Annotated in this window: 20 protein-coding genes and 1 pseudogene; 10 read left to right on the forward strand and 11 right to left on the reverse strand. The window is 72.5% G+C overall.

The window, feature by feature from the left end:
- Positions 1-72 precede the first annotated feature (72 nt).
- From ACFV1J_RS11280 to miaA, 4 genes are all read right to left on the reverse strand, one after another.
- Positions 73-2277, reverse strand: a complete 2205-nt coding sequence (locus tag ACFV1J_RS11280; protein ID WP_385857053.1) for a RelA/SpoT family protein — start codon at positions 2275-2277, stop codon at positions 73-75.
- A gap of 209 nt (positions 2278-2486) precedes the next feature.
- The gene (gene dapF, locus ACFV1J_RS11285) at positions 2487-3362 is read right to left on the reverse strand and encodes a diaminopimelate epimerase (RefSeq protein WP_385857054.1); all 876 of its coding nucleotides are present in this window, start codon (positions 3360-3362) and stop codon (positions 2487-2489) included.
- A 442-nt stretch (positions 3363-3804) separates the two neighbouring features.
- The gene (locus ACFV1J_RS11290) at positions 3805-4200 is read right to left on the reverse strand and encodes a hypothetical protein (protein WP_385857099.1); all 396 of its coding nucleotides are present in this window, start codon (positions 4198-4200) and stop codon (positions 3805-3807) included.
- Positions 4201-4716: 516 nt separating this feature from the next.
- A complete protein-coding gene (miaA, locus tag ACFV1J_RS11295; RefSeq protein ID WP_385857055.1) occupies positions 4717-5655 on the reverse strand; it encodes a tRNA (adenosine(37)-N6)-dimethylallyltransferase MiaA in 939 nt (312 codons plus the stop codon).
- A gap of 189 nt (positions 5656-5844) precedes the next feature.
- Between miaA and ACFV1J_RS11300 the strand changes: the two genes are divergently transcribed.
- The gene (locus ACFV1J_RS11300; RefSeq protein ID WP_385857056.1) at positions 5845-6375 is read left to right on the forward strand and encodes a hypothetical protein; all 531 of its coding nucleotides are present in this window, start codon (positions 5845-5847) and stop codon (positions 6373-6375) included.
- 289 nt (positions 6376-6664) lie between these two features.
- Here the strand turns inward: ACFV1J_RS11300 and ACFV1J_RS11305 are convergent, their stop codons facing one another.
- Complete coding sequence (locus tag ACFV1J_RS11305; RefSeq protein ID WP_385857057.1) at positions 6665-7375, reverse strand: class III extradiol dioxygenase subunit B-like domain-containing protein; 711 nt, start codon at positions 7373-7375, stop codon at positions 6665-6667.
- A 55-nt stretch (positions 7376-7430) separates the two neighbouring features.
- Complete coding sequence (gene miaB, locus ACFV1J_RS11310; protein ID WP_385857058.1) at positions 7431-8948, reverse strand: tRNA (N6-isopentenyl adenosine(37)-C2)-methylthiotransferase MiaB; 1518 nt, start codon at positions 8946-8948, stop codon at positions 7431-7433.
- A 323-nt stretch (positions 8949-9271) separates the two neighbouring features.
- On the opposite strand from miaB, the gene ACFV1J_RS11315 reads away from it, so the two are divergent.
- Positions 9272-10267 carry a TAXI family TRAP transporter solute-binding subunit gene (locus ACFV1J_RS11315; protein ID WP_385857059.1) on the forward strand — a complete coding sequence of 332 codons (996 nt, stop codon included), beginning with the start codon at positions 9272-9274 and terminating at the stop codon, positions 10265-10267.
- Positions 10268-10353: 86 nt separating this feature from the next.
- Here the strand turns inward: ACFV1J_RS11315 and ACFV1J_RS11320 are convergent, their stop codons facing one another.
- The 3 genes from ACFV1J_RS11320 to ACFV1J_RS11330 form a co-directional block, all read right to left on the reverse strand.
- Positions 10354-10557: a cold-shock protein gene (locus ACFV1J_RS11320; RefSeq protein WP_030288153.1), complete on the reverse strand. Its 204-nt coding sequence runs from the start codon at positions 10555-10557 to the stop codon at positions 10354-10356.
- Positions 10558-10754: 197 nt separating this feature from the next.
- Positions 10755-12170: a sensor histidine kinase gene (locus tag ACFV1J_RS11325; protein ID WP_385857060.1), complete on the reverse strand. Its 1416-nt coding sequence runs from the start codon at positions 12168-12170 to the stop codon at positions 10755-10757.
- A gap of 16 nt (positions 12171-12186) precedes the next feature.
- On the reverse strand, positions 12187-12918 hold the full coding sequence (locus ACFV1J_RS11330) for a response regulator transcription factor (RefSeq protein ID WP_385857061.1): 732 nt from the start codon (positions 12916-12918) through the stop codon (positions 12187-12189).
- Between the two features lie 311 nt (positions 12919-13229).
- Between ACFV1J_RS11330 and ACFV1J_RS11335 the strand changes: the two genes are divergently transcribed.
- The 8 genes and pseudogenes from ACFV1J_RS11335 (at position 13230) to ACFV1J_RS11370 (ending at position 20468) form a co-directional block, all read left to right on the forward strand.
- The gene (locus ACFV1J_RS11335; RefSeq protein ID WP_385857062.1) at positions 13230-14015 is read left to right on the forward strand and encodes an amino acid ABC transporter ATP-binding protein; all 786 of its coding nucleotides are present in this window, start codon (positions 13230-13232) and stop codon (positions 14013-14015) included.
- A 56-nt stretch (positions 14016-14071) separates the two neighbouring features.
- The gene (locus ACFV1J_RS11340; RefSeq protein ID WP_385857063.1) at positions 14072-14983 is read left to right on the forward strand and encodes a glutamate ABC transporter substrate-binding protein; all 912 of its coding nucleotides are present in this window, start codon (positions 14072-14074) and stop codon (positions 14981-14983) included.
- A gap of 130 nt (positions 14984-15113) precedes the next feature.
- Positions 15114-15761, forward strand: a complete 648-nt coding sequence (locus ACFV1J_RS11345; protein WP_385857064.1) for an amino acid ABC transporter permease — start codon at positions 15114-15116, stop codon at positions 15759-15761.
- A 100-nt stretch (positions 15762-15861) separates the two neighbouring features.
- Entirely contained in the window at positions 15862-16794 is a 933-nt protein-coding gene (locus ACFV1J_RS11350; RefSeq protein ID WP_385857065.1) for an amino acid ABC transporter permease, read from the forward strand.
- Positions 16795-16974: 180 nt separating this feature from the next.
- Positions 16975-18639: pseudogene (locus ACFV1J_RS11355) on the forward strand (FAD-dependent monooxygenase); the annotation flags it as partial.
- 717 nt (positions 18640-19356) lie between these two features.
- The gene (locus ACFV1J_RS11360) at positions 19357-19443 is read left to right on the forward strand and encodes a putative leader peptide (protein ID WP_385857100.1); all 87 of its coding nucleotides are present in this window, start codon (positions 19357-19359) and stop codon (positions 19441-19443) included.
- 78 nt (positions 19444-19521) lie between these two features.
- A complete protein-coding gene (locus ACFV1J_RS11365; protein WP_385857066.1) occupies positions 19522-20079 on the forward strand; it encodes a cysteine dioxygenase in 558 nt (185 codons plus the stop codon).
- Positions 20076-20468 (forward strand): rhodanese-like domain-containing protein, encoded by a 393-nt coding sequence (locus ACFV1J_RS11370; protein WP_385857067.1) that lies wholly within the window; start codon positions 20076-20078, stop codon positions 20466-20468. The genes ACFV1J_RS11365 and ACFV1J_RS11370 overlap by 4 nt, the downstream gene beginning before the upstream one ends.
- A gap of 339 nt (positions 20469-20807) precedes the next feature.
- On the opposite strand, the gene recX is transcribed toward ACFV1J_RS11370, so the two are convergent.
- Both recX and recA read right to left on the reverse strand, forming a co-directional pair.
- Positions 20808-21494, reverse strand: coding sequence for a recombination regulator RecX (gene recX / locus ACFV1J_RS11375; RefSeq protein ID WP_385857068.1), 687 nt, complete (start codon positions 21492-21494; stop codon positions 20808-20810).
- Positions 21495-21500: 6 nt separating this feature from the next.
- Entirely contained in the window at positions 21501-22622 is a 1122-nt protein-coding gene (gene recA, locus ACFV1J_RS11380) for a recombinase RecA (RefSeq protein WP_385857069.1), read from the reverse strand.
- Between the last annotated feature and the right edge of the window lie 157 nt (positions 22623-22779).

The raw sequence follows: 22779 nt of genomic DNA on the forward strand, positions 1-22779 counted from the left end.
CCCGGAGCCGTGTCCTCCGGACGGCCCGCAGCCGTCCGACGGGCCGTCACCGCCCCGTGGCCGGTCCCGGCCTCAGGGGCGCAGCGCGGCGGCCTGCCGGACCCGCCCGGCCCGCAACACGTCGAAGACGCCGGGCACTTGCCGCATGGCGCGCATCAGGGACGGCAGCCCGGCCGCGTTCGGCAGGTGCAGCGTGTACGTATGGCGCACGCGCTGTTCGTGCGGGGGTTCGACGGCGGCGGACACCACGGCGGCGCCCTGGGCGGCGATCGCCTCGGTGAGGTCGGCGAGGAGGTGCGGCCGGCTGAAGGCCTCGGCCATGAGGGTGACCCGGCAGCCGTGGACGCCCTGTCCCGCACCGCGCCAGCGCACCCCGACCGGCTGCCGTCCGGTGGCCGCCATACGGGCCACGACGGGGCACAGGGCGCGGTGCACGGTGACCGCGCCGCCCCGTACGGCGAAGCCGGTGACGGTGTCCGGCGGCACCGGTGTGCAGCAGCCGGCCAGCCGGACCGCGGCGCCGGGCAGGTCCGCGACCGCGAGGACCGAGCCGGGCGTGGCGCGGGCCACCGCGGGGCGTCCGGTGTCCGGGGCGGGCCGGCCGGCGGGCGAGGGCCCGGAAGCGGTCTCGGCGGAGCCCTGCGGGCCCACGGCGGGCTCCTGGGGTCCGGAGAGCCAGCGGCCGATGGCGAGCCGGGCGGCGGGCGTACGGGCGTGGTCGAGCCATTCGGGCGAGGGGCCGGCGGCGGAGTCCGGGGCCATGAGGAGCTGCAGGCTGTCGCCGTCGTGCAGGACGGTGGCGAGGGTGGCGAGCCGGCCGTTGACGCGCGCGCCGATACAACAGTGCGCCCGCTCGCCGTGCCGCTCGTACGCCGCATCCACACAACTCGCGCCGGCGGGCAGGCCGATGGCCTCGCCGGCCGCCCCGTCGGTGGCGTCCGACCCGTCCGAGGGGGCGTCCGCGCAGAAGACCGTGATCTCCCGGTCCTGGGCGAGATCGTCGCGCAGCGAGGTCCAGAAGGTGTCCGGGTCGGGGGTGGTGCGCTGCCACTCCAGCAGGCGGGAGAGCCACCCGGGGCGGGTCGGGTCGGCGCGCTCACCCTCGGGGGCGTCGGGCCCGTCGGTGGGGGCGTACGGGTTGCCCAGCGCGATCACGCCGGCCTCGGCGACCCGGTGCATCTGGTGGGTGCGGATCAGTGTCTCGGCGATCTCCCCGGAGGGGCCGGTGACGGCGGTGTGCAGCGACTGGTAGAGGTTGAACTTCGGTGTCGCGATGAAGTCCTTGAACTCCGAGACCACCGGCGTGAAGCAGGTGTGCAGCTCACCGAGGACGGCGTAGCAGTCGGCGTCCTCGGCGACCAGCACCAGCAGCCGTCCCAGGTCGGCGCCGGTCAGCTCGCGGCGGGCCAGCCGTACGCGGTGCACGGAGACCAAGTGCCGGGGCCGGACCAGGACTTCGGCGTCGATGCCGGCCTCGGCCAGGACCGTGCGCACCCGCTCCGCGATCTCGGCGAGCGGGTCGGGCCGGCCGGCGTACTCCAGGACGAGGGCCTGTGTGGTGGCGTACTCCTCGGGGTGCAGGATCGCGAAGACCAGGTCCTCCAGCTCGGCCTTGAGCGCCTGGACGCCGAGGCGTTCGGCCAGCGGGATCAGCACGTCGCGGGTCACCTTGGCGATCCGGGCCTGCTTCTCGGGCCGCATCACGCCGAGGGTGCGCATGTTGTGCAGCCGGTCGGCGAGCTTGATGGACATCACCCGCACGTCGTTGCCGGTCGCCACCAGCATCTTGCGGAAGGTCTCCGGCTCGGCGGCGGCGCCGTAGTCGACCTTCTCCAGCTTGGTGACGCCGTCGACGAGGTAGCAGACCTCGGCGCCGAACCGTTCCCGCACCTGATCCAGCGTCAGGTCGGTGTCCTCGACGGTGTCGTGGAGCAGCGATGCGGTCAACGTCGTTGTCTCCGCGCCCAGTTCGGCGAGGATCAGGGTCACGGCCAATGGGTGGGTGATGTACGGCTCGCCGCTCTTGCGCACCTGACCGCGGTGTGAGGACTCGGCGAGCAGATAGGCCCGGGCGAGGGTGTCCAGGTCGGCGTCGGGGTGGTGGCGGCGGTGCACCTTGGCGACGTGTTCCAGGGCGTGCGGGAGGCCGTCACGGGGGGCCGGGCCGAGCAGTGCGGCGCGGCCGATGCGGCGCAGCCCTCTGAGCTCCAGTCGGCGGCGGCCGCGCCCGCGGTCCGCTGCTCCAGGGTTACCAGGGTTCGTGGCCTCTGCGCTCATGGGCACCTCCGGCAGCGTCGACCGGCGGTGGGACGCGTCAGTTCCGGCGCCCCGGGCCGGTGCTTGATGCTATCGAGCCCATCACGCAGTGCTGTCCGCCTCTCGCTCAGAGTGATACGGATCACCCGTTCGAGCGAATCTTTTGGCCGGAATCGTTTTTGCAGGGCGGCCGGGGAGGGTCTCTGCCCGGCCTCCCCGCCCGGGGCCGGTCAGGCGAGCGCGGCGGCCAGCCAGGAGGGGTCGAAGGTGCCCTCGGCGACGATCTCGGCCGGCCCGGTCATCTCGACCGTGCCGTCGGTCAGCTCGGTGATCCTCAGGCTGCCGCCGAGCACATCGACCGTGTACGTGACGGGAGTTCCGGTCGTCGCCGGGTCCAGACCGTCCCTCCGGGCGGTCGCGACGGCCACCGCGCAGGCGCCGGTACCGCAGGACCGGGTCTCACCGGAACCGCGCTCGTGGACCCGCATCGCGACGTGCCGGGGCCCGCGGTCGACCACGAACTCGATGTTGACGCCATCGGGATAAACCGCCGCGGGGCTGAACGGCGGTACGGCCAGCAGGTCCCCGGCGTGGGCCAGGTCCTCGACGAACGCGACCGCGTGCGGATTGCCCATGTTGACGTTGCGGGCCGGCCAGCTGCGGCCGCCGACCGTGACCACGACGCCTTCCTCGGGCAGCTCGGCGCGGCCCATGGAGACCGTGACGTCGCCGGTCTTGGCGAGATGGACGCGCCGCACCCCGGCGCGGGTGGCGATGGCGAGGTCGCCGGCCTCGACCAGGCCGGCGTGGAGCAGGTAGCGCGCGAAGACCCGGACGCCGTTGCCGCACATCTCGGCGATCGAGCCGTCGCCGTTGCGGTAGTCCATGAACCACTCGGCCTCGTCGGCCTGATCGCGCGCCTCCGGGTGCGCGGCGGACCGTACGACGCGCAGCACGCCGTCACCACCGAGGCCGGCCCGCCGGTCACAGATCCGGGCGACCGCGGCCGCGGGCAGGTCGAGCAGACCGTCCGGGTCGGGGACGATCACGAAGTCGTTCTCGGTGCCGTGCCCCTTGAGGAACGGCACCCGCTGCGTACTGGTCACCCTTGCATCGTACGGGGCGGGGGTGACGGGGGTGGGTCGGGGCGGGGTGATCGTGGGGTGGGGGTGGGGGTGGGTGCGTTGGGGTGGAGTGGGCTGCGGGGTGGAGGGGTACGGGTGCGCGGGGCTGCCGATCGTGGGCCCCTACGCGGCGGGGGTGCGCTGGCGGCGCTGGGTGCGCTGGGTGCGCTGGCGACGCTGGGTGCGGTCCTGGCTCGGGGTGCTGTTCCGGAACCCGCCCACCTGGCTCGGGGGGTGCTCTCCTGACCCGCCCACCCCCCGAAGGGGGGTGGGCGGCGGGGAAAAAGAGGAGCTCGTCGTTCCACACAGCCGGGAAAGCGCGCGTCGGCGCAGCCAGAAGAGGAACGCGTCGGCACAACTCGGGCAGGACGCGCTCAGCGCAGCCAGGAGGGAAGCACGTCAGCGCAACTCGGGCCGGGTGCCGTCAGCGCAGTCGGGCCACGCGCCAGATGGCGAGGGCTGCGGGGACGGCCACCACCAGGGCGTACAGGAGGACCACCCGCCAGCTGGCGCGGCGGCCGGAATCGCGGGCGGGCAGGCCGGGCCAGGTGTGGCCGACGCGGCGAGCGGCCATCATGCCCCAGCCGGCCGCGCAGCAGCACAGCAGCAGGCCGAGCATCGCGATCACCGCGCCGCCGTCACCGCCGAACTCGAAGGCGAGCGGGAAGGCGAACATCAGCGAGCCGACGGCCGCCAGCCCGACGATCGGTGCCAGCTGCCACAGCCGCAGCCGACGCGGCGGACGCAGCTCCCGGAAGGATTCGCCGCCTTCACCGACACCGGCCCCGTCGGAGCCGTCCAGCGCCCCGGTGGCATCCAGGTCATCGGAGTGGCCAAGGGGGTCGGAGGTCCCCAGGAGATCGGACGAGGTGAGCGCGTCGGACGAGGTGAGGGGGCTGCTGCCGAGGGGGCCGCTGCCGAGGGCGTCAGTGTCGGACGGGCCGCCGTCGGCGGGGCCGTCGTGGGACAGGCCGCCGTGAGCTGGGCCGTCGGAGGAACGGCCGCCGTGAGCCGCGTCCTCCCGGGACGGGTCGTGCCCAAGCGGGTCGCTCCCAAGCGGGTCGCTCCCAAGCGGGTCGCTCCCAAGCGGGTCGCTCCCAAGCGGGTCGCTCCCGAGCGGGTCGTTCCGGACGGTGTCCGGGCCGTCGGCGGTCAGCGGTGCTGTGTCCGTGTCCGTGTCAGCGCCGTTGTCCGGCTGCTGGGCTCGGTTGCGAGGGCCGGCCTCCATTGCCACGCGCCCTCCCCACTGCCGCATGCACGCCTCGATCGAAGGTCGATGATGACACGCCCTCAGGGGCCCTGATGACGGCCGGAGCGTCCCGATGCCATGACGTGATCAGGCTGTGACCGGTCGTTCGAGCAGGGCCAGCGCCTGCTCAGGAAGTTCCGCCCGGTCCTCGGCCGCACCGCTGAGCCAGTGGACGCGCGGGTCCCGGCGGAACCACGAGTCCTGACGGCGCGCGAAGCGCTTGGTGGCGCGCACCGTCTCGTCGCGCGCCTGCTGTTCCGTGCACTCCCCCGCCAGCTGCGCGAGCACCTGCTGATAGCCCAGGGCGCGGGAGGCGGTGAGGCCGTCCCGCAGCCCCTCGGCCTCCAGGCGGCGCACCTCGTCGACGAGGCCCGCCTCCCACATGCGGTCGACCCGTCGGGCGATCCGCTCGTCGAGTTCGGGGCGCGCGACGTCGACCCCGATCTGCAGGGTGTCGTAGACCGCCTCGTGACCGGGGAGGTTGGCGGTGAAGGGGCGGCCGGTGATCTCGATGACCTCCAGGGCACGCACGATGCGGCGGCCGTTACCGGGCAGGATGGCGCGGGCGGCCTCCGGGTCGGCGGTGGCCAGCCGGGCGTGCAGGGCGCCGCTGCCCTCTTCGGCCAGTTCGGCCTCCAGACGGGCGCGCACCTCCGGGTCGGTGCCGGGGAACTCCAGGGCGTCGATGGCGCCGCGTACGTACAGGCCGGAGCCGCCGACGAGGACCGGGGTGCGGCCCTCCGCGAGCAGCCGGTCGATCTCGGCGCGGGCCAGCCGCTGGTACTCGGCGACGCTGGCGACGCGGGTGACGTCCCAGACGTCCAGGAGGCGGTGCGGTACCCCCTGCTGCTCTTCGGTGGTGAGCTTGGCGGTCCCGATGTCCATGCCGCGGTAGAGCTGCATGGAGTCGGCGTTGATGACCTCGCCACCCAGGTGTCGGGCAAGGGCAACGCCCAGATCGGACTTTCCGGCCGCGGTGGGGCCGACGACGGCGATGACCCGCGGAGCGGGGACGGCGGTGTTCACCACGTCAGTCTCCCAAACATCGCGAGCCCATCTCGAACGAGCGACGTGACGGGCCACCGATGAGGTCGTTGCCTGTTGCGAGGTCCCGAGAGAGCCGGTGCAGCACCGGCGCCCGTGGGCGGTGCAAACGGTCCGCTCCGGGCGGCAGGGGACTTCGCCCACATGAAGAGCGTAGGAGCAGTTATGGGCGTGTTTTCGCGGTTTCGCCGCCGTAAGTCCGAAACGTTGACGGAGGAGAGCGCCGCAACGTCGGTGACGGCCGAGGCGGAGGAGCCGGCGAAGTCGGCCGCTTCGGCGGAGGCCGAGGGCGCCGAGGAAGCCCGGGGGGCCGGGGAGGCCGGGGAGAGCGAGGAGTCCGCGGGCGCCGAGGAGGCCACGGCCGGCGACGGTTCCGCGGCGGACGCGGCGGACGCCGACGACGTGGCGGTCGACGACGTGGCGGTCGACGACGTGACGGACGACGACGTGACGGACGACGCGGCGGAAGCGGCGGCCCCGGAGGTGTCCGGTGACGAGACGCATGACGGACAGCGTGCGGAGACCACCGAGGCGGCCGCCGAACGGCCCGCGGAGACGGCTTCCGGACCGGCCGCCGAGCAGGCCGCCGAAGGGGAGCCGCACGGCGCCGCGGAGCAGACCGCGGAGAGCGCCGGAATTCCCCGGCAGCAGTCGGCCGGCGCCGCGGCGGACAGCGAGGCCGGCGAGGGCGCGCGGAAGTGATGCACGGGTAGTTCACGCGCGTATTTCACGCGCGTCGCGAAGACGGGCAGCGCACGACGGCCGCGGGTGGGTCACCACCCCGCGGCCGTCGTGTCGTTCGTGTCTTGTCCTTCGTATCGTGTCGTGTCCACCACGGTTTCGTGTCGTGTCGTGTCCACCACGGTGCGGTCGCTCTCGCTGTGCTCCCGACGGGCCCCTACGGAGCGGGTGTCACCGGACCGGCCCCTCCGGAGGGCGGGCCGGCACGCCACGGGGCCACCGGTGACCGACTGTCCCGGCGCAGCGGCGGCTACGACCAGGTGGCGACGAAGTACCCCACCCCGTACGGGGCCTCCTCGCGCAGCAGCCGGCCGGCCAGGGCCGCGCCCTCGGCGGCACCCGCCAGGAGCTGCCAGCCGGCCCGTCCGGACGCCTGGAGGGCGGCGGCGAGCCGGGCGTCCAGTGCGCTCAGCGCGGCGATGTCGGCGGCGCCCAGCGCGCGGGCCACGGCGGCGTCGAAGGGCTCGGCCCGGTCGTCGAGGTAGCCGGGCGCCTTGACCGTCCGGCAGGCGCTGCCGTCGCCCATCACCAGCAGGGCGACCCGGGGCGCGCGGGTGGCGATCTCCCGGCCGGCCGCCAGGGCCCGCTCGGCGGGCAGCGCCGGGTCCAGGCCCAGGCCCTCCATGGGGGCGTCGGCCCAGTCGGCACGCGACAGCAGCCAGGCGCCGACGGCGAGGGACGGCGGAAGCGGCCGTTCGGCGGTGGCCTCGGCGGCGCCCAGCGTCACGTCGAGGTCCACCCCGAAGCCGCGGAACGAGCCGGCGGCACCCTCGGGGTGCGGGCCGCGGGTGGCCTCGTCGGCGGGGCCGACGACGACCAGCCGGTCCGGGCGGGCCGCGGCGAGCAGGCCGATCGCGTCGAGGCAGGCGGCGCGCAGCGGGTCCAGCTCGGGCGCGGCGCCGGCGGCGACCTCCGGGACGAGCAACGGCGGGCAGGGGCACATGGCGGCGGCTACGAGCATGACACGCAGCGTAACGTCCCCTGCCCGCCGTCCTCGCGGTCAGTCGCCCGTGCGGTCAGTCGCAGCCGCAGCCGGCGGTGGGTGCCGGGCTCGGCGCCGGGGCACCGATCGTGGGCAGGCCCAGCAGGACGCCCTTGGGCTTCTCCGCCGGGGCCGCGTGGCGCTTCTCCCAGGCGTCGCCGGCGCGGGTACGGCGGACCGCCTTGGCCGGGCCCTCCGCGAGGAGGTGGTGCGGAGCGGCGTACGTCACCTCGACGGTCACCACGTCGCCGGGCCGGACCGGCTCATCGGGCCGGGTGAAGTGCACCAGGCGGTTGTCCGGCGCCCGGCCGGACAGCCGGTGGGTCGCGTCGTCCTTGCGGCCCTCGCCCTCGGCGACCATGACGTCGAGGGTGCGGCCGACCTGCTTCTTGTTCTCCTCCCAGGAGATCTCCTCCTGGAGGGCGACCAGCCGCTCGTAGCGCTCCTGGACGACCGCCTTGGGGATCTGGCCGTCCATCTCGGCCGCCGGGGTGCCGGGGCGCTTGGAGTACTGGAACGTGAAGGCCTGGGCGAAGCGGGACTCGCGGACCGTGTGCAGGGTCTGCTCGAAGTCCTCCTCGGTCTCGCCCGGGAAGCCGACGATGATGTCCGTCGAGATCGCGGCGTCCGGCATGGCGGCGCGCACCTTCTCGATGATGCCGAGGAACCGCTCCTGGCGGTACGAGCGGCGCATGGCCTTCAGGACGCGGTCGGAGCCGGACTGCAGCGGCATGTGCAGCTGCGGCATCACGTTCGGCGTCTCGGCCATGGCGGCGATCACGTCGTCGGTGAAGTCGCGCGGGTGCGGGGAGGTGAAGCGCACCCGCTCCAGGCCGTCGATCTTCCCGCAGGCCCGCAGGAGCTTGCTGAACGCCTCGCGGTCGCCGATGTCGGAGCCGTAGGCGTTGACGTTCTGGCCGAGCAGGGTGATCTCGCTGACGCCCTCGGCGACCAGCGCCTCGACCTCGGCGAGGATGTCGCCGGGCCGGCGGTCCTTCTCCTTGCCGCGCAGCGCCGGGACGATACAGAAGGTGCAGGTGTTGTTGCAGCCGACGGAGATCGACACCCAGGCCGCGTACGCGCTCTCGCGCCGGGTCGGCAGCGTGGAGGGGAACGCCTCCAGCGACTCCGCGATCTCGACCTGCGCCTCTTCCTGGATGCGGGCGCGCTCCAGCAGGACCGGCAGCTTGCCGATGTTGTGCGTCCCGAAGACCACGTCGACCCAGGGGGCCTTCTTGACGATGGTGTCGCGGTCCTTCTGCGCGAGGCAGCCGCCCACGGCGATCTGCATGCCGGGGTGCGCCGCCTTCTTGGGGGCGAGCTGCCCGAGGTTGCCGTAGAGGCGGTTGTCGGCGTTCTCGCGGACCGCGCAGGTGTTGAAGACGACGACGTCGGCCTCCTCGCTCCCCTTGGGCGCGCGGACGTACCCGGCCTCCTCCAGCAGGCCGGACAGCCGCTCGGAGTCGTGGACGTTCATCTGGCACCCGTAGGTGCGGATCTCATAGGTCTTCGGCACGCCCACGACGTGGCTGCGGTCGGTGCTGCTGGTCATTCCTCAAGGGTAAGGGCCCGCCGGACAAGCCTTCTCCCGCGGGCCGGGAGCTCAGGACGCAGGGGCCTCCCCCTTCTCGTCTAAGAGGTCGATCAGCCGCAGCACTTCCACGCCGAAGTGGCGCACCAACGGGTCCGACCGGTCCCGTAGCGCCGCGGCCGCTTCCCGTACGGCCTGGTCCTGCCGAGCGTGCCGCTGTCGACGGCCCCCGGAAAGGATCGCGGGCCGGGCGGAGCGTGGTCGAGCAGCTCGTACCGCCGGCGCACACGGGAGCGCCCGGGCCCCCCTCCCGTTGAGCCCCCGCACCTGGCAGGATCCCGCCCATGGTCACCGCACTCCCCCGCCCGGGTCACCGGGTCTTCCGGACCGGCGTCGCGGCGCTGGTCGTGCTCGGGCTGGCGCTGTGGTGGCTGCTGTCCATGGGGAGCGCGCCCGCGCCGGGTGGGCGGGTGACGATGGCGACGGGCGTGCCGACGGGGGTGTACGCGCGCTACGGGGAGCTGCTGCGGCAGGACCTGGCGCACGACATGCCGGACGTACGGCTGCGGCTGACCGGCAGCGAGGGGTCGATCGACAATCTGCGCCAACTGGTTTCCGGGCGCGCGGAGTTCAGCATCGCCACCGCCGACGCGGTGGCCACGTACCAGTTCCGGGGCGAGCCGGGCGCGGACCGGCTGCGGGCCTGTGCGCGGCTGTACGACGACTACATGCAGCTGGTGGTGCCCAAGCGGTCGGCGGTGCGCTCGACCAAGGATCTGCGGCGGCTACGGGTGGGCGTCGGGGCCGACGGCTCGGGCGTGCAGCTGATCACCCGGCGGCTGCTGGAGGCGGCCGGACTGGACTTCGACCGGGACATCGAGCCGGTGCGGGTGGGCATCGACCGGATGCCGAAGCTGCTGGAGCAGGGGAAGCTGGACGCCTTCTTCTGGTCGGGCGGGCTGCCGACGACGGCGGTCCAGCGGCTCTCGGAGCGGTTCCCCGTACGGCTGGTCCAGCTCGGGGACCTCACCGAGGGGCTGCACCGGCAGGGCGAGCGCACCCGCTACTACCGGGCGGCGGTGATGCCCGCCGACGCCTATCCGCGGGCCCAGGACGGGCAGGCGGTGAAGACGATCGCGGTGGCGAACCTGCTGGTCACGACGGACCGGGAGGACGCGGCGCTGACCCAGGGCATCACCCGGACGGTGATCGACAGCCGGGACTGGATCGGGCGTCAGGTGCATGCCGCGCAGAAGGTGGACCTGCGGACGGCGGTGTTCACCGATCCGCTGCAGCTGCACGAGGGCGCCCGGCGCTACTACGTGTCCGTGAAGCCCTGAGCGGCCGCGGCCCCTGACCCGGCCAAAAAAGCGCCCTGGCCTGCGGCGGGCAGTGCCGCCACAGGCCAGGGCAGACGCGCGAGGCGTCAGGCGGGGATGATGTTCTCCGCCTGCGGGCCCTTCGGGCCCTGGGTCACGTCGAACGAGACCTTCTGGCCCTCCAGCAGCTCACGGAAGCCCTGGGCCTGGATGTTCGAGTAGTGGGCGAAGACGTCGGGGCCGCCGCCGTCCTGCTCGATGAAGCCGAAGCCCTTTTCCGAGTTGAACCACTTGACGGTGCCGGAAGCCATGTTTTTCTCCTTCATGGGGCAAATCGGGAACCGCACCTTGCGGTCCCCTTCGCCGCGATCATCGCCCCACACCGGAAACGGCCCGGAAAACTCCGGAAAACAGGAACGCCCGGGGCTACCAGCCTCCGGGCGCACACAACGTTCATGGGTACCACAACTGCAACGTGCTTCGACGGTAGCACACGGCGCCGGCCGGTTCAGGGCGCGGAGCGCGGCAGGGTCACGGTGACCTCCAGGCCGTGCGGCGGATGCGGGGCGTAGGCGATGGTGGCGCCACCCGCGGCGAGCAGGGCGCGGGTGATCGACAGGCCGAGCCCGGAACCGGAGACGTTCTGGTGGCGGCTGCTGCGCCAGAAGCGGTCACCGATGCGGGCCAGTTCGTCCTCGGTGAGCCCGGGCCCCCGGTCGGTCACGGTGATCCGCACCTGCTCGCCGTCCGGCGCCACGCGTACGGTCACCGGCCGGCCGGCCGGGGTGAACTTCAGGGCGTTGTCGACGACCGCGTCCAGGGCGCTGGAGAGGGCGACCGGATCGGCCCAGCCGGTGACCGCGGGCTGGCCCTCGTAGGACAGCCGGACGCCCTTGTCGTCGGCCATCGGGCGCCAGGAGTCGACGCGCTCGGCGGCCAGTGCGGCCACGTCGGTGAGCTGGAGGTCGGCGGCGGTGTGCTCGGCGAGCGCGAGGCCGAGCAGATCGTCCAGGACCCGGGCCAGCCGCTTGCCCTCGGTGCGCACCGAGGCGATCTCCTCGTTGCCTTCGGGGAGTTCGAGGGCCAGCAGCTCGATCCGCAGCAGCAGCGCGGCCAGCGGATTGCGCAGTTGGTGGGAGGCGTCGGCGACGAAGGCGCGCTGCTGCTCCAGCACCTCTTCGACGTGGTCGGCCATCTCGTTGAAGGAGCGGGCCAGCCGGCGCAGTTCGGGCGGGCCGGCGGTGGCGGCGACCCGGGACTTCATCCGGCCGGTGGCGATGTCGTGGCTGGCCGCGTCCAGGACCCGTACGGGCCGCAGCACCCAGCCGGTGAGCCGGAAGGCCGCGGCGACCGCGACGAGCATGGCCGCGCACTCGCCGGCCGCGATCAGCAGCCAGCCGTGCAGGATCCGGGCGCGCATCTGCCCGGTGGGCGAATCGGTCATGACCACCGCGATCACGTCGCCGTCGCGGATCACCGGTGAGGCGACCGGGATCCGGCCGTCGTCGTCCCACGGCCAGATCTGGTGCGGGTCGTGGCTGCGGCGGCCGGCCATCGCCTCGCTGAAGGCCCGGGCGCCCTCCCCGTCGCGGGGCACCGGCATCGTCGGCGGGGCGGCGGCCATCGGGGAGCGGTCGCGGTAGAAGACGCCGGCCCGGATCCCGTACAGGCCGTAGTAGCGCGCCAGTTCCGAGCGGAGGGTGGCCTGCCGCTCGTCCTCCTCGGGCGTCTTGTGCCCGGCGTCGGCATCGGGGCGGGCGGTGACGAACTGCGCGAGCGAGGCGAACCGGGCGGCGTCGTCGATCCGGTCGACGACCACCTTCTGCTGCTCCACACCAGCGGTGATGACGCCGAGCGGGATACCGAGCGCGAGCAGCACACCGGCCATCAGGACGATGAGGAGCGGAAGGAGTCGGGTGCGCACGTGCCCGCGGCGGCCTTCAGGGAGCCGGCGAGGGCGGGGAGGCGGGCACGACCAAGCGGTAGCCGACGCCCCGTACGGTCTCGATCAGGGCGGGCATGCGCAGTTTGGCCCGGAGTGAGGCGATATGCACCTCCAGGGTCCGGCCGGTGCCCTCCCAACTCGTCCGCCACACCTCGCTGATGATCTGCTCCCGGCGGAAGACCACCCCGGGCCGCTGGGCGAGCAGCGCCAGCAGATCGAACTCCTTACGGGTCAGCGGCACCGCGGTGCCGTCCACGGACACCTGGCGGGTGGGGAGTTCGACGGTCACCGCGCCGAGCCGCAGCGGCGCCTCGGGCACGCCCTCCTCGACCGGCTGCTCCGCACCGCCGGCCGGCGGCACCGCGTTCCGCCGGCTCACCGCGTGGATACGGGCCAGCAGCTCACCGGTGTCGTACGGCTTGACCACATAGTCGTCCGCGCCCAGGTTGAGGCCGTGTATCCGCGAGCGCACATCGGAGCGCGCGGTGACCATGATGACCGGGGTCGTGCTGATCTTGCGGATCCGACCGCACACCTCGAAGCCGTCCTGGTCCGGCAGCCCGAGATCGAGCAGCACCACCGCGAACGGCTCGGCGGCATCGGGCAGCAGGGCCTTGAGCGCCTCCTCGCCACTGCGCGCGTGAACGACGGACAGGCCGTGCCTGGCGAGCACGGCGGCCAGCGCCGCGGCGACATGATCGTCGTCCTCGACCAGCAGCAGTCTCATCGGGCCTCCTTCCCGGGTGCGTACGGACAGGCCACAGGGCATCTACGGCGATGGCGGGTGCGCGCGTCAAGAGCAGGCCACCTCCCGGCCGCCATCCGTTACCCAGCCGGTACGCCGGCGGCACTCCGCCACTACGGAACCCGGCCGCCCGGCCACCTCGCGCCCGTCTCCCCCGCTCCCCCCAACCCCTTCACCCTGAGTGTCCCGCTGCGACCGGATCGTTATGCTCAAGTTCCCCTCAGATGTAATGACGCTGGTCGCGGGGCGTCACTAGGGTCCTCCCCAACCGAGGAGGACGGAGCTGTACGCCGATGAGTGAAGTATCGGTGACCAAGAACGCCGAGGGTTCCCCGCCGGCGGGTGACCAGCTGGTCGTGCTGGACAACGTGAACAAGCACTTCGGCGCGCTGCACGTGCTCCAGGACATCGACCTGACGATCAACCGGGGTGAGGTCGTCGTCGTGATCGGGCCCTCGGGCTCCGGCAAGTCGACGCTCTGCCGCACGATCAACCGCCTGGAGACCATCGACTCCGGCAGCATCACCATCGACGGCAAGCCGCTGCCGCAGGAGGGCCGCGACCTGGCCCGGCTCCGCGCGGACGTCGGCATGGTCTTCCAGTCGTTCAACCTCTTCGCACACAAGACGGTGCTGGAGAACGTGATGCTGGGCCAGACCAAGGTCCGCAAAACGGACAAGGCGACGGCCGAGCAGAAGGCCCGCGCCCTGCTGGACCGGGTCGGCGTCGGCACCCAGGCGGAGAAGTACCCCGCACAGCTCTCCGGCGGGCAGCAGCAGCGGGTGGCGATCGCCCGGGCGCTGGCCATGGACCCGAAGGTGATGCTGTTCGACGAGCCGACCTCCGCGCTCGACCCGGAGATGATCAACGAGGTGCTGGACGTGATGCAGCAGCTCGCCCGGGACGGCATGACGATGGTCGTGGTCACCCATGAGATGGGCTTCGCGCGCTCCGCGGCGAACCGTGTGGTCTTCATGGCGGACGGCCGCATCATCGAAGAGGCCGAGCCGAACCAGTTCTTCAACAACCCGCGCAGCGACCGCGCCAAGGACTTCCTGTCGAAGATCCTTCACCACTGAGGCCGCAGTTGGGCCACCATCATTGCCAACACCTGCTGAACCAAAGGATGTTCACCATGAGGATGCTCAAGACGGCCGCGGCCGGTGCGGTGGTGCTCGCGCTGGCGGCCACGGCGACCGCCTGCGGCGGCGAGTCCGGCACGGCCGGCGACAAGCCGGCCGGCGGCGAGGTCTACAGCGGCACGTACAAGGTCGCCAAGGACGTCAAGGTCAACTCGCCGGTGCTGAAGAAGGCCCAGCAGAAGGGCCAGATCGTCATCGGCGTCAAGGCCGACCAGCCGTTCCTGGGCTACCAGGACCCCTCGTCGGGCAAGTACTCCGGCTTCGACATCGAGATCGCGAAGATGGTCGCGGCCGACCTGGGCTTCTCGGAGAAGCAGATCAAGTTCAGCACGGTCGACTCCAACGTCCGTGAGACCAAGATCTCCGGGCACGACGTCGACTACTACGTCGGCACCTACACGATCAACGACGAGCGCAAGAAGCAGGTCGGCTTCGCGGGCCCGTACTACACCGCGGGCGCCGACCTCCTGGTGCGCAAGGACGACAAGGCCATCACCGGCCCGGACTCGCTCCACGGCAAGACGGTCTGCTCCATCACCGGCTCCACTCCGCTCCAGGAGATCAAGAAGAAGAAGTACGGCGCCAAGACCATCGAGCTCGGCAAGTACTCGGACTGCGTGAAGAAGCTGATCGACGGCGACGTCGACGCGGTCACCACCGACGACGCGATCCTCAAGGGCTACGCGGCCCAGCGCCCGACGAAGCTCCGCGTGGTGAACAAGCCGTTCACCAAGGAGCCGTACGGCGTCGGCATGGACAAGAACGACAAGGCCCTGCGCGACGCGATCACCACCGCGCTGGAGAGCCACATCAAGAACGGCGACTACAAGAAGGCCTACGAGGGCACTCTCGGCAAGTCCGGGTCGTCCTACGTCGCCCCGCAGATGCCGCTGCCGCGGTACTGAGGCGCCGGACCGCACCTCCTGACCGCGCCGCCCCGTACGCCCGCCGTGGCCGGGTGTACGGGGCGCGCTGTCGTCACCCCGTCTCTTCCCTGCCCGCCGTCGACCCGATGACCGCTACCGCGGAGACCCCATGAACGTACTCCTCGATCATCTGCCCGCGTTCCGTGACGGGTTCCTCGGAACCCTGGCGATCACCGCGGCGAGCGCGGTGATCGCCCTGGTGCTCGGCGTCCTCATAGCCGGATTCCGGGTCTCTCCGATCCCGCCGCTGCGCGCGTTCGGAACGGCCTGGGTCACGCTGCTGCGCAACACCCCGCTGACGCTGCTCTTCCTGATCGCGATGTTCGTCGTGCCCCAGGTGCTCTTCAAGGGATTGAGCCCCTTCGTGCTGGCCATGCTGGCGCTGGGCTTCTACACCTCCTCGTTCGTGTGCGAAGCGGTGCGCTCCGGCATCAACACCGTGCCGCTCGGACAGGCGGAGGCCGCGCGCAGCCTCGGGATGACGTTCTCGCAGACCCTGCGCCTGATCGTCCTGCCGCAGGCCACCCGCACCGTGCTGCCGCCACTGAGCAGCATCTTCATCGCACTCACGAAGAACTCCGCCATCGCGGGTGCGTTCAGCGTCACCGAGCTGTTCGGCTTCGCCAAGCTGCTCAGCGACCAGGGGTACGCGATCGCCTGGATCTTCCTGTGGGTCGCGCTCGCCTACCTCGTCATCACCTTCACCATCAGCGGCGCCTTCCGGCTGCTGGAGCGCCGGATGGGGGTCGCCCGGTGAACGGACGCGACATGGGGGTCCCCCCGGCCGAAGGCCCGGGGACGAACGACAGCACGTGGGGGCCACGCGCAGGCGGGGCGGAACGAAGTGAGGTAACGGCATGAGTGGGGCCAGCGTTCTCTACGACGTCCCCGGGCCGAAGGCGAAGGTACGCAACCGCCTCTACACCGTCCTCGGTGGGCTCGCGGTACTCGCCCTGATCGGGTTCGTGGTGATGCGGCTCAACGCGACGGGACAGTTCGAGCCCGAGCGGTGGGACATCTTCAACAACGCGGGGGTGCGCACCAACATCCGCAACGGGCTGCTGACGACCCTCGAGGTCTTCGCGGTCGCCGCGGTGCTCTCCCTGGTCCTCGGCACCCTGCTGGCGGTCGCGCGACTGTCGGACCACAAGCCCGTGCGCTGGCTGGCGACCGGGTTCATCGAACTCTTCCGCGCCGTCCCGCTGCTGATCACGATCTACGTGATCTGGGTCCTGCTCCTCACCAACCGCGACGCGATCGGCCTCTCCGGCGATCAGCCGCAGTTCTGGGCCCTGGTCATCGGCCTGACGGTCTACAACGGCTCCGTCCAGGCCGAGGTCCTGCGGGCCGGTATCGACTCCGTGCCCAAGGGCCAGCGTGAGGCCGCCTACGCCCTGGGCATGAGCAAGACCCAGGTCATGACGACCGTGCTGATCCCGCAGGCGGTCCGCGCGATGCTGCCGACGATCATCAGCCAGCTCGTGGTGACGCTGAAGGACACCTCCCTCGGCTACATCATCACGTTCGAGGAACTGCTCTACACCGCCCGTCTGATGAGCACCAACATCCTCGTCAACGGCGAGGACACCTACGTCCCGTTCATCATCGTCACCGGTTCCCTCTACGTGGCGATGTGTCTGGCGCTGTCCGCCCTCGCCAACTGGATCGAGCGGCGCGGGCGGCGGGCGAAGACCGGGATCGGCGTGGCGGCTGCCGGGGAGCCGGTGACGGCCACCGACGCCCTGGAAACCGCGGCCCCGGTGGACGCGCCGGCGGACACGAAGGACTGACGGTACGCCGGCCGCGCGCCGGTACGGAACCGTCCGGAGGCGGTGGCAACGGCGCCACCGCCTCCGTCACTTGACGCGAGCGGCCGCAGTGGGTTGCATACGCTGTGTGATCACGCACCGGGCTCCAACTGCCAGTTCCCGCATGTCCCGTACGAACCAGCGGCCCCGGGGAGCAGCGCCGTGGACCCGGTGATCGTCGCCGGGGGCGGCCCGGTCGGCCTCTCCCTCGCGCTCGCCCTCGCCCGGCTCGGCGTCCCCTCCATCGTCCTCGACGAGACCACCGGCCAGGAGGACACCCGGCCCGCCCGCACCGCGGTCCTCCGCGAGGACACCGCGGCGTTCGTCGGCCGGCTCGGCTGCGCCGCCACCCTGGAGTCCGCCGGCACCCGCTGGACGGCCTGGCGGATCATGCGCCGCCGGCGCCTGGTGGAACGCGTCGCCTTCGCCCCGCACACCACGGACACCGCGGCCGGGCCCGCCGCCACCTCCCCGGTGCACCTCCCCCAGCACGCCCTCACCCGCGCACTGCGCGCCGCGCTGGAGCGGGAGAAGCTCGCCGAGGTCGTCACCGGCAGCCGGCTGACCGACCTCGAACAGGACGAGCACGGCATCAGCGCCCACACCCGTGGCCCCAACGGCACGTGGTGGCGCGGGAGTTACCTCATCGGCTGCGACGGCCCCCGGTCGACCGTGCGCAAGCTGCTGGACATCCGCTTCCCCGGCCGTACGGCCGTCGAGCGGCATGCGGTGGCCGCACTGCGCTGCGAACTCCCCTGGCCCGGCGAGGCGCTGCTGCACCGCTCACCGCCCCGGCAGGGCGGCACACCGGGCAGCGAGGTCTCCGCCCGCCCGCTGGCCGGCGGCGTCTGGCGGCTGGACTGGCTGCTGCCCCCGGGCCGCGAACTGGTCACTCCGGACGCCCTGGTCGCCCGGATCCGCGACTCGCTGGCCGGCTGGACCACCGAGTACCCGGTCGAGGCCGGCGGCGGTACCGGCGCGGACGGGGACGGCGCCCGGGGCTCCGGCCGGCTGGTCCCCCCGTACGAACTCCTCGACACCGGCGTGCACACCGTCCACCACCGGCTGGCCCGCTGCTGGCGGCAGGGCCGCGCCTTCCTCGCCGGGGACGCCGCGCACCTGCTGGGCGCGCTCGGCACCCAGGGCCTGGACGAGGGGCTGCGGGACGCCGAGAACCTCGCCTGGAAGCTGGGGCTGGCCTGGCACCACGGCGCCACCGAGACACTGCTCGACAGCTACCAGGCCGAGCGGCGGGGCGCGGTCGCGGCCCGGCTGCGCGCCGCCGACCAGGCGCTGCCGCTGCTGCGGGACGGCCGGTCGGCCCGCTGGCGCACCGTCCTGCCCGGCGCCGCGCGCGGCCGCAGCACGCTGCTGACCGACGGCCACCTGGGCCGCGGCCCGCTGGGCGCCCCACCGGTGTACGCCCGTACGCCGCTGGCCCCGCCCGCCGCGCACACCGGCGGACCGCTGGTCGAAACGCCGCCGGGGGCGCCGGTGACGGACGTACCGGTGACCGCGCCGGACGGTTCGGTGGTCCGGTTGCGCACCCGCCTCGGGCAGGGGCTGCTGGTGGTGCTGGTGGCGCCCGGCACCACCGTCTGGGACCGCCGGCACTGGCAGTCGGCGGGTCTGATGCCCCGGCTGAGCAGTGCCGCCGCGGCGCTCCCGATGCCCGCCGAGGTCCTGGTCACCGAGTCCTACCCGGGCGCCGCCGCCCACACCGTCCTCCTCGTACGCCCCGACGGCCACCTGGTCACCGCCCTCGCCCCCGGCGTCCGCCCGACGGAACTCCACGCCTGCGCGGAGGCGGCCCGGGGCGGCACATCTGACGACACATCGGCAATCCCGGGCGCTTATGAGCGCCCGGGGGGCGCGCGGGGCTCGGGGAGTGTGAGGGGTCTGGGGGATTCTGTGGGTGCGGGTTGCCTGGACTCGGGTTCCGTGGGTTCTGGTTCCGTGGGTTCTGGTTCTGTGGGTTCCGATTCCGCGGGTGCGGTGGGGTCGATGGAGTCGTTGGGGTCGGTGGAGTCGTTCGGGTCAGTGCGATCGGTGGGCGCGCCGAGGGTGGGGAATGGTCTGGGGCCGGTGGGTGATGACGAGGCCCGGGACGGTACTGGGGCTCGGGAGGGTGCTGAGGCCGGGGAGGGGCCCGGGGCCGGGGAGGGTGCTGGGGGCGGAGCGGGCGCTGGGGCCGAGGCCGAGTCCGGGGAGGCGTACGGAGGCGCGGACGAGAACGGGGACGAGCCGGGCGCCGGAGCGAGCGCAGGAGTGGACTCTGGCGCGAGCGCGGGAGCGAACCCTGGCGCGAGCGCGGGAGCGGACGCCGGATGGGACGCCGGGGGCACCGCGGACTGAGCGCAGGAGAGGACGCTGCGGCGGGCCGGGGGCTGAGCACCGTAGAGGGAGACGGGTTGAGGGCCAGAAATGGGCGCTGGAGGGGGCCGCGGGCTGAGCACCGGACGGGCCATGGGTTGAGCACCGGCGCAGAGTCCCGCCCCGATCGCCCGGTTGACCCGTCCGGAACCAGCATGTTTCACTCCGAGAGTGACTGACCACAGCTTGCGATTCTGGCGGAGGGTCCATCTGGACCTGGTCCGCTATGCGGGCTGCATGTGTCGCCCGTCCTGCTGATCCGCCTTTCCTTCCCCGCGCGGCCGCCTGCCCCTGTCCGGCAGCCGCGCCTCTTCGCGATCACTCAGGACGGTTTCCGTGCCCGACGTACGTACCCCCGCGCGCCCGCACGCCCCCGGCGATGACACCGCCGGCAAGGGCAGCGAGCCCGACGCCTCCGCACTCCTCGACTTCGTCCGCCGTACCGCTGCCGACCCGGCACTCATCGCTTCCCTCCCGCTGGACCCCGAAGGCCGGACCTGGATCCGGCTGGACGGGCCGGGCGGCAGCGAGGCCTGGCTGATCGGCTGGCCGCCGGGCACCGGCACCGGCTGGCACGACCACGGCGGCTCACACGGTGCGTTCGCCACGGCGACGGGCGAGCTGACGGAACAGTCGCTCGCCGCCCAACTCCCCACCGAGGGCTGGAAAACCCTGGAACTCGCCGACGGCGTCGACCGGGAACGCACGCTCGGCGACGGCCGCGGCCGGGCCTTCGGCCCGCACCACGTCCACCAGGTCCTCAACACCTCGCCGGACACCCACGCGGTCTCCGTGCACGCCTACTACCCGCCGCTGCCGCTGATGCGCCGCTACAGCCGCACCGGCCAGGTACTCCGCCTGGAAGAGGTCGAGCGCCCGGAGGAGTGGACGTGAGCGCCATCGACGCCCTGCTCGCCGACGCCCGCCGGCAACTGGGCCGACGGCTCGACCCGGAGGAGGCCGCCGCCGTACAGCAATCGGGCGGCCTGCTCGTCGACATTCGCTACGCCCAACTACGCGACCGCGACGGCACCATCCCCGGCGCCCTGATCGTGGAACGCAACGAACTGGAGTGGCGCCTGGACCCCACCGGCGCGCACCGCGCGCCGGAAGCGACCCACCACGACCTGCCCGTCGTGGTGATCTGCAACGAGGGCTACGCCTCCAGCCTCGCCGCCCTCTCCCTCCGCCACCTGGGCCTCCACCAAGCCACCGACCTCACCGGCGGCTTCCAGGCCTGGCGCACAGCGGGCTTGCCGGTCGCGGGCGGGAACCCGAGGTGATGCGGGCGGGCTGAGGCCGGTGCTGTCGGCATGGGGTGTGGGCGGGCGCCCGGCCTGGGGCTGCCCTCCGTGGCGTGCGGGGGCTTCCTCCCCTCCCCCGGGGCCACCCCGCCCCACCCACCCGCCTCCCCCGCCCCCGCTGCCGCTTCAGCGCAGCCCTCACCGCCCCATATCGCTGACCGCATCCCGAGCCCCGGCCAGCCCCCCACCACCCAGCTCGCCTCAAGGCCAGGACAACAGGTCAGCTCCCCTCAAGGCAGGACCCCAGGTGGCCAGCTCCCCTCAAGGCCAACACAACAGGTCAGCAGCAGCAGTAGCCCCCCCTCGTTACGGGACGGGTCAGTGCTCCGGCAGGTGCTGTTCCAGGAGGTCCGGGTCCTCGCCCTCTTCCTCCAGGGCCTGTCTGACCACGCGGAGGGCCAGGCCCTCCGGGTAGCCCTTGCGGGCCAGCATTCCCGCCAGGCGGCGCAAGCGTTTCTCGCGGTCCAGGCCCCTGGTCGAGCGCAGCTTGCGGTCGACCAGTTCGCGGGCGGTGGACTCCTCCTGCTCAGAGTCGAGGCGGCCGACCGCCTCCTCGATCAGAGCGGAGTCCACACCCTTCGTCCGCAGCTCCCGGGCCAGGGCCCGCCGGGCCAGGCCGCGCCCGTGGTGGCGGGACTCCACCCAGGCGTCGGCGAAGGCCGCGTCGTCGATCAGTCCGACGTCCTCGAACCGGGACAGCACCTCCTGCGCGGCCTCGTCGGGGATGCCGCGCCGGCGCAAGGCATCCTCCAGCTGTTTCCGGGTACGCGGACTCCCGGTGAGCAGGCGCAGGCATATGGCCCGCGCCTGCTCCTCGGGCGTACGCGGTGGTCCCCCCTCGGCCCTCGACGAGGCGGGTTCGCCCTCGCCGAAGGCGAGAGCTGAACCACCGCCGTTCTCACGGCCACGGCCACGGCCGCCCCTGCGGCCGCTACGGGTCTCGGCGTCACCGGCAGCGCTGCTCATCCCGTCCGCGCTGTCCGGCCATTCCGTTCGCCGTGTCATGGCGGACTAGCTCTTGGCCGCGGCGGCCTTGGAACCCTTGGCGCTCTTCGTCGCCGCGGCCGGGGCCGCCGGCGCCGCGTCGGCCGCCCCGCCCGCGGCGTCCGCACTGGGCTCCGCCGCCGGGTCCTGCGGCTTGACGCCGATGCCCAGCTTCTCCTTGATCTTCTTCTCGATCTCGTTGGCGAGATCCGGGTTGTCCTTGAGGAAGTTGCGGGCGTTCTCCTTGCCCTGGCCGAGCTGGTCGCCCTCGTACGTGTACCAGGCGCCGGACTTGCGGATGAAGCCGTGCTCCACGCCCATGTCGATCAGGCCGCCCTCGCGGCTGATGCCCTGGCCGTAGAGGATGTCGAACTCGGCCTGCTTGAAGGGCGGCGAGACCTTGTTCTTGACGACCTTGACGCGGGTGCGGTTACCCACGGCTTCGGTGCCGTCCTTGAGGGTTTCGATGCGGCGGATGTCCAGGCGCACCGAGGCGTAGAACTTCAGGGCCCGGCCACCGGTCGTGGTCTCCGGCGAGCCGAACATCACGCCGATCTTCTCGCGGAGCTGGTTGATGAAGATCGCCGTGGTCTTCGACTGGTTGAGCGCGCTGGTGATCTTGCGCAGGGCCTGGCTCATCAGCCGGGCCTGGAGGCCGACGTGGGAGTCGCCCATCTCGCCCTCGATCTCGGCCCGCGGCACCAGGGCGGCGACGGAGTCGATCACGATGAGGTCGAGCGCACCGGAGCGGACCAGCATGTCCACGATCTCCAGGGCCTGCTCGCCGTTGTCCGGCTGGGAGAGGATCAGGGCGTCGGTGTCCACACCGAGCTTCTTGGCGTACTCGGGGTCGAGGGCGTGCTCGGCGTCGATGAACGCGACGGAGCCGCCGGCCCGCTGGGCGTTCGCGACCGCGTGCAGGGTCAGGGTCGTCTTACCGGAGGATTCCGGGCCGTAGACCTCGATGACGCGGCCTCGGGGGAGGCCGCCGACGCCCAGGGCGACGTCGAGGGCGGTGGATCCGGTGGGGATGACCTCGATGGGCTCCTTCGACCGCTCCCCCATGCGCATCACTGCGCCCTTGCCGAATTGCCGTTCAATCTGTGCGAGCGCGGCGTCCAGCGCCTTCTCGCGGTCAGTGCCTGCCATGGGTTCCACCCGATTTGCTTGAGTCGATCGCTTCACGTCCATGACGCTAACGCCTGCCACTGACAACGCGCCCGGACCCGGCTCCGGCCTGTGGATAACTTCGCGGAAACCCCGAAATCATGGGCCGGATCTCCCATGAGAATAGCTGTTCGATTTT

The sequence above is a fragment of the Streptomyces sp. NPDC059649 genome, from assembly GCF_042734445.1.
GTDB lineage: Bacteria > Actinomycetota > Actinomycetes > Streptomycetales > Streptomycetaceae > Streptomyces.

Bases quoted from the DNA above. Each gene is read 5' to 3' on its own strand.
- ACFV1J_RS11280 (WP_385857053.1), bottom strand. From the start codon at position 2,277: ATGAGCGCAGAGGCCACGAACCCTGGTAACCCTGGAGCAGCGGACCGC.
- ACFV1J_RS11305 (WP_385857057.1), bottom strand. From the start codon at position 7,375: ATGCTCGTAGCCGCCGCCATGTGCCCCTGCCCGCCGTTGCTCGTCCCG.
- miaB (WP_385857058.1), bottom strand. From the start codon at position 8,948: ATGACCAGCAGCACCGACCGCAGCCACGTCGTGGGCGTGCCGAAGACC.
- ACFV1J_RS11315 (WP_385857059.1), top strand. From the start codon at position 9,272: ATGGTCACCGCACTCCCCCGCCCGGGTCACCGGGTCTTCCGGACCGGC.
- ACFV1J_RS11320 (WP_030288153.1), bottom strand. From the start codon at position 10,557: ATGGCTTCCGGCACCGTCAAGTGGTTCAACTCGGAAAAGGGCTTCGGC.
- ACFV1J_RS11330 (WP_385857061.1), bottom strand. From the start codon at position 12,918: ATGAGACTGCTGCTGGTCGAGGACGACGATCATGTCGCCGCGGCGCTG.
- ACFV1J_RS11335 (WP_385857062.1), top strand. From the start codon at position 13,230: ATGAGTGAAGTATCGGTGACCAAGAACGCCGAGGGTTCCCCGCCGGCG.
- ACFV1J_RS11340 (WP_385857063.1), top strand. From the start codon at position 14,072: ATGAGGATGCTCAAGACGGCCGCGGCCGGTGCGGTGGTGCTCGCGCTG.
- ACFV1J_RS11345 (WP_385857064.1), top strand. From the start codon at position 15,114: ATGAACGTACTCCTCGATCATCTGCCCGCGTTCCGTGACGGGTTCCTC.
- ACFV1J_RS11350 (WP_385857065.1), top strand. From the start codon at position 15,862: ATGAGTGGGGCCAGCGTTCTCTACGACGTCCCCGGGCCGAAGGCGAAG.
- recX (WP_385857068.1), bottom strand. From the start codon at position 21,494: ATGACACGGCGAACGGAATGGCCGGACAGCGCGGACGGGATGAGCAGC.
- recA (WP_385857069.1), bottom strand. From the start codon at position 22,622: ATGGCAGGCACTGACCGCGAGAAGGCGCTGGACGCCGCGCTCGCACAG.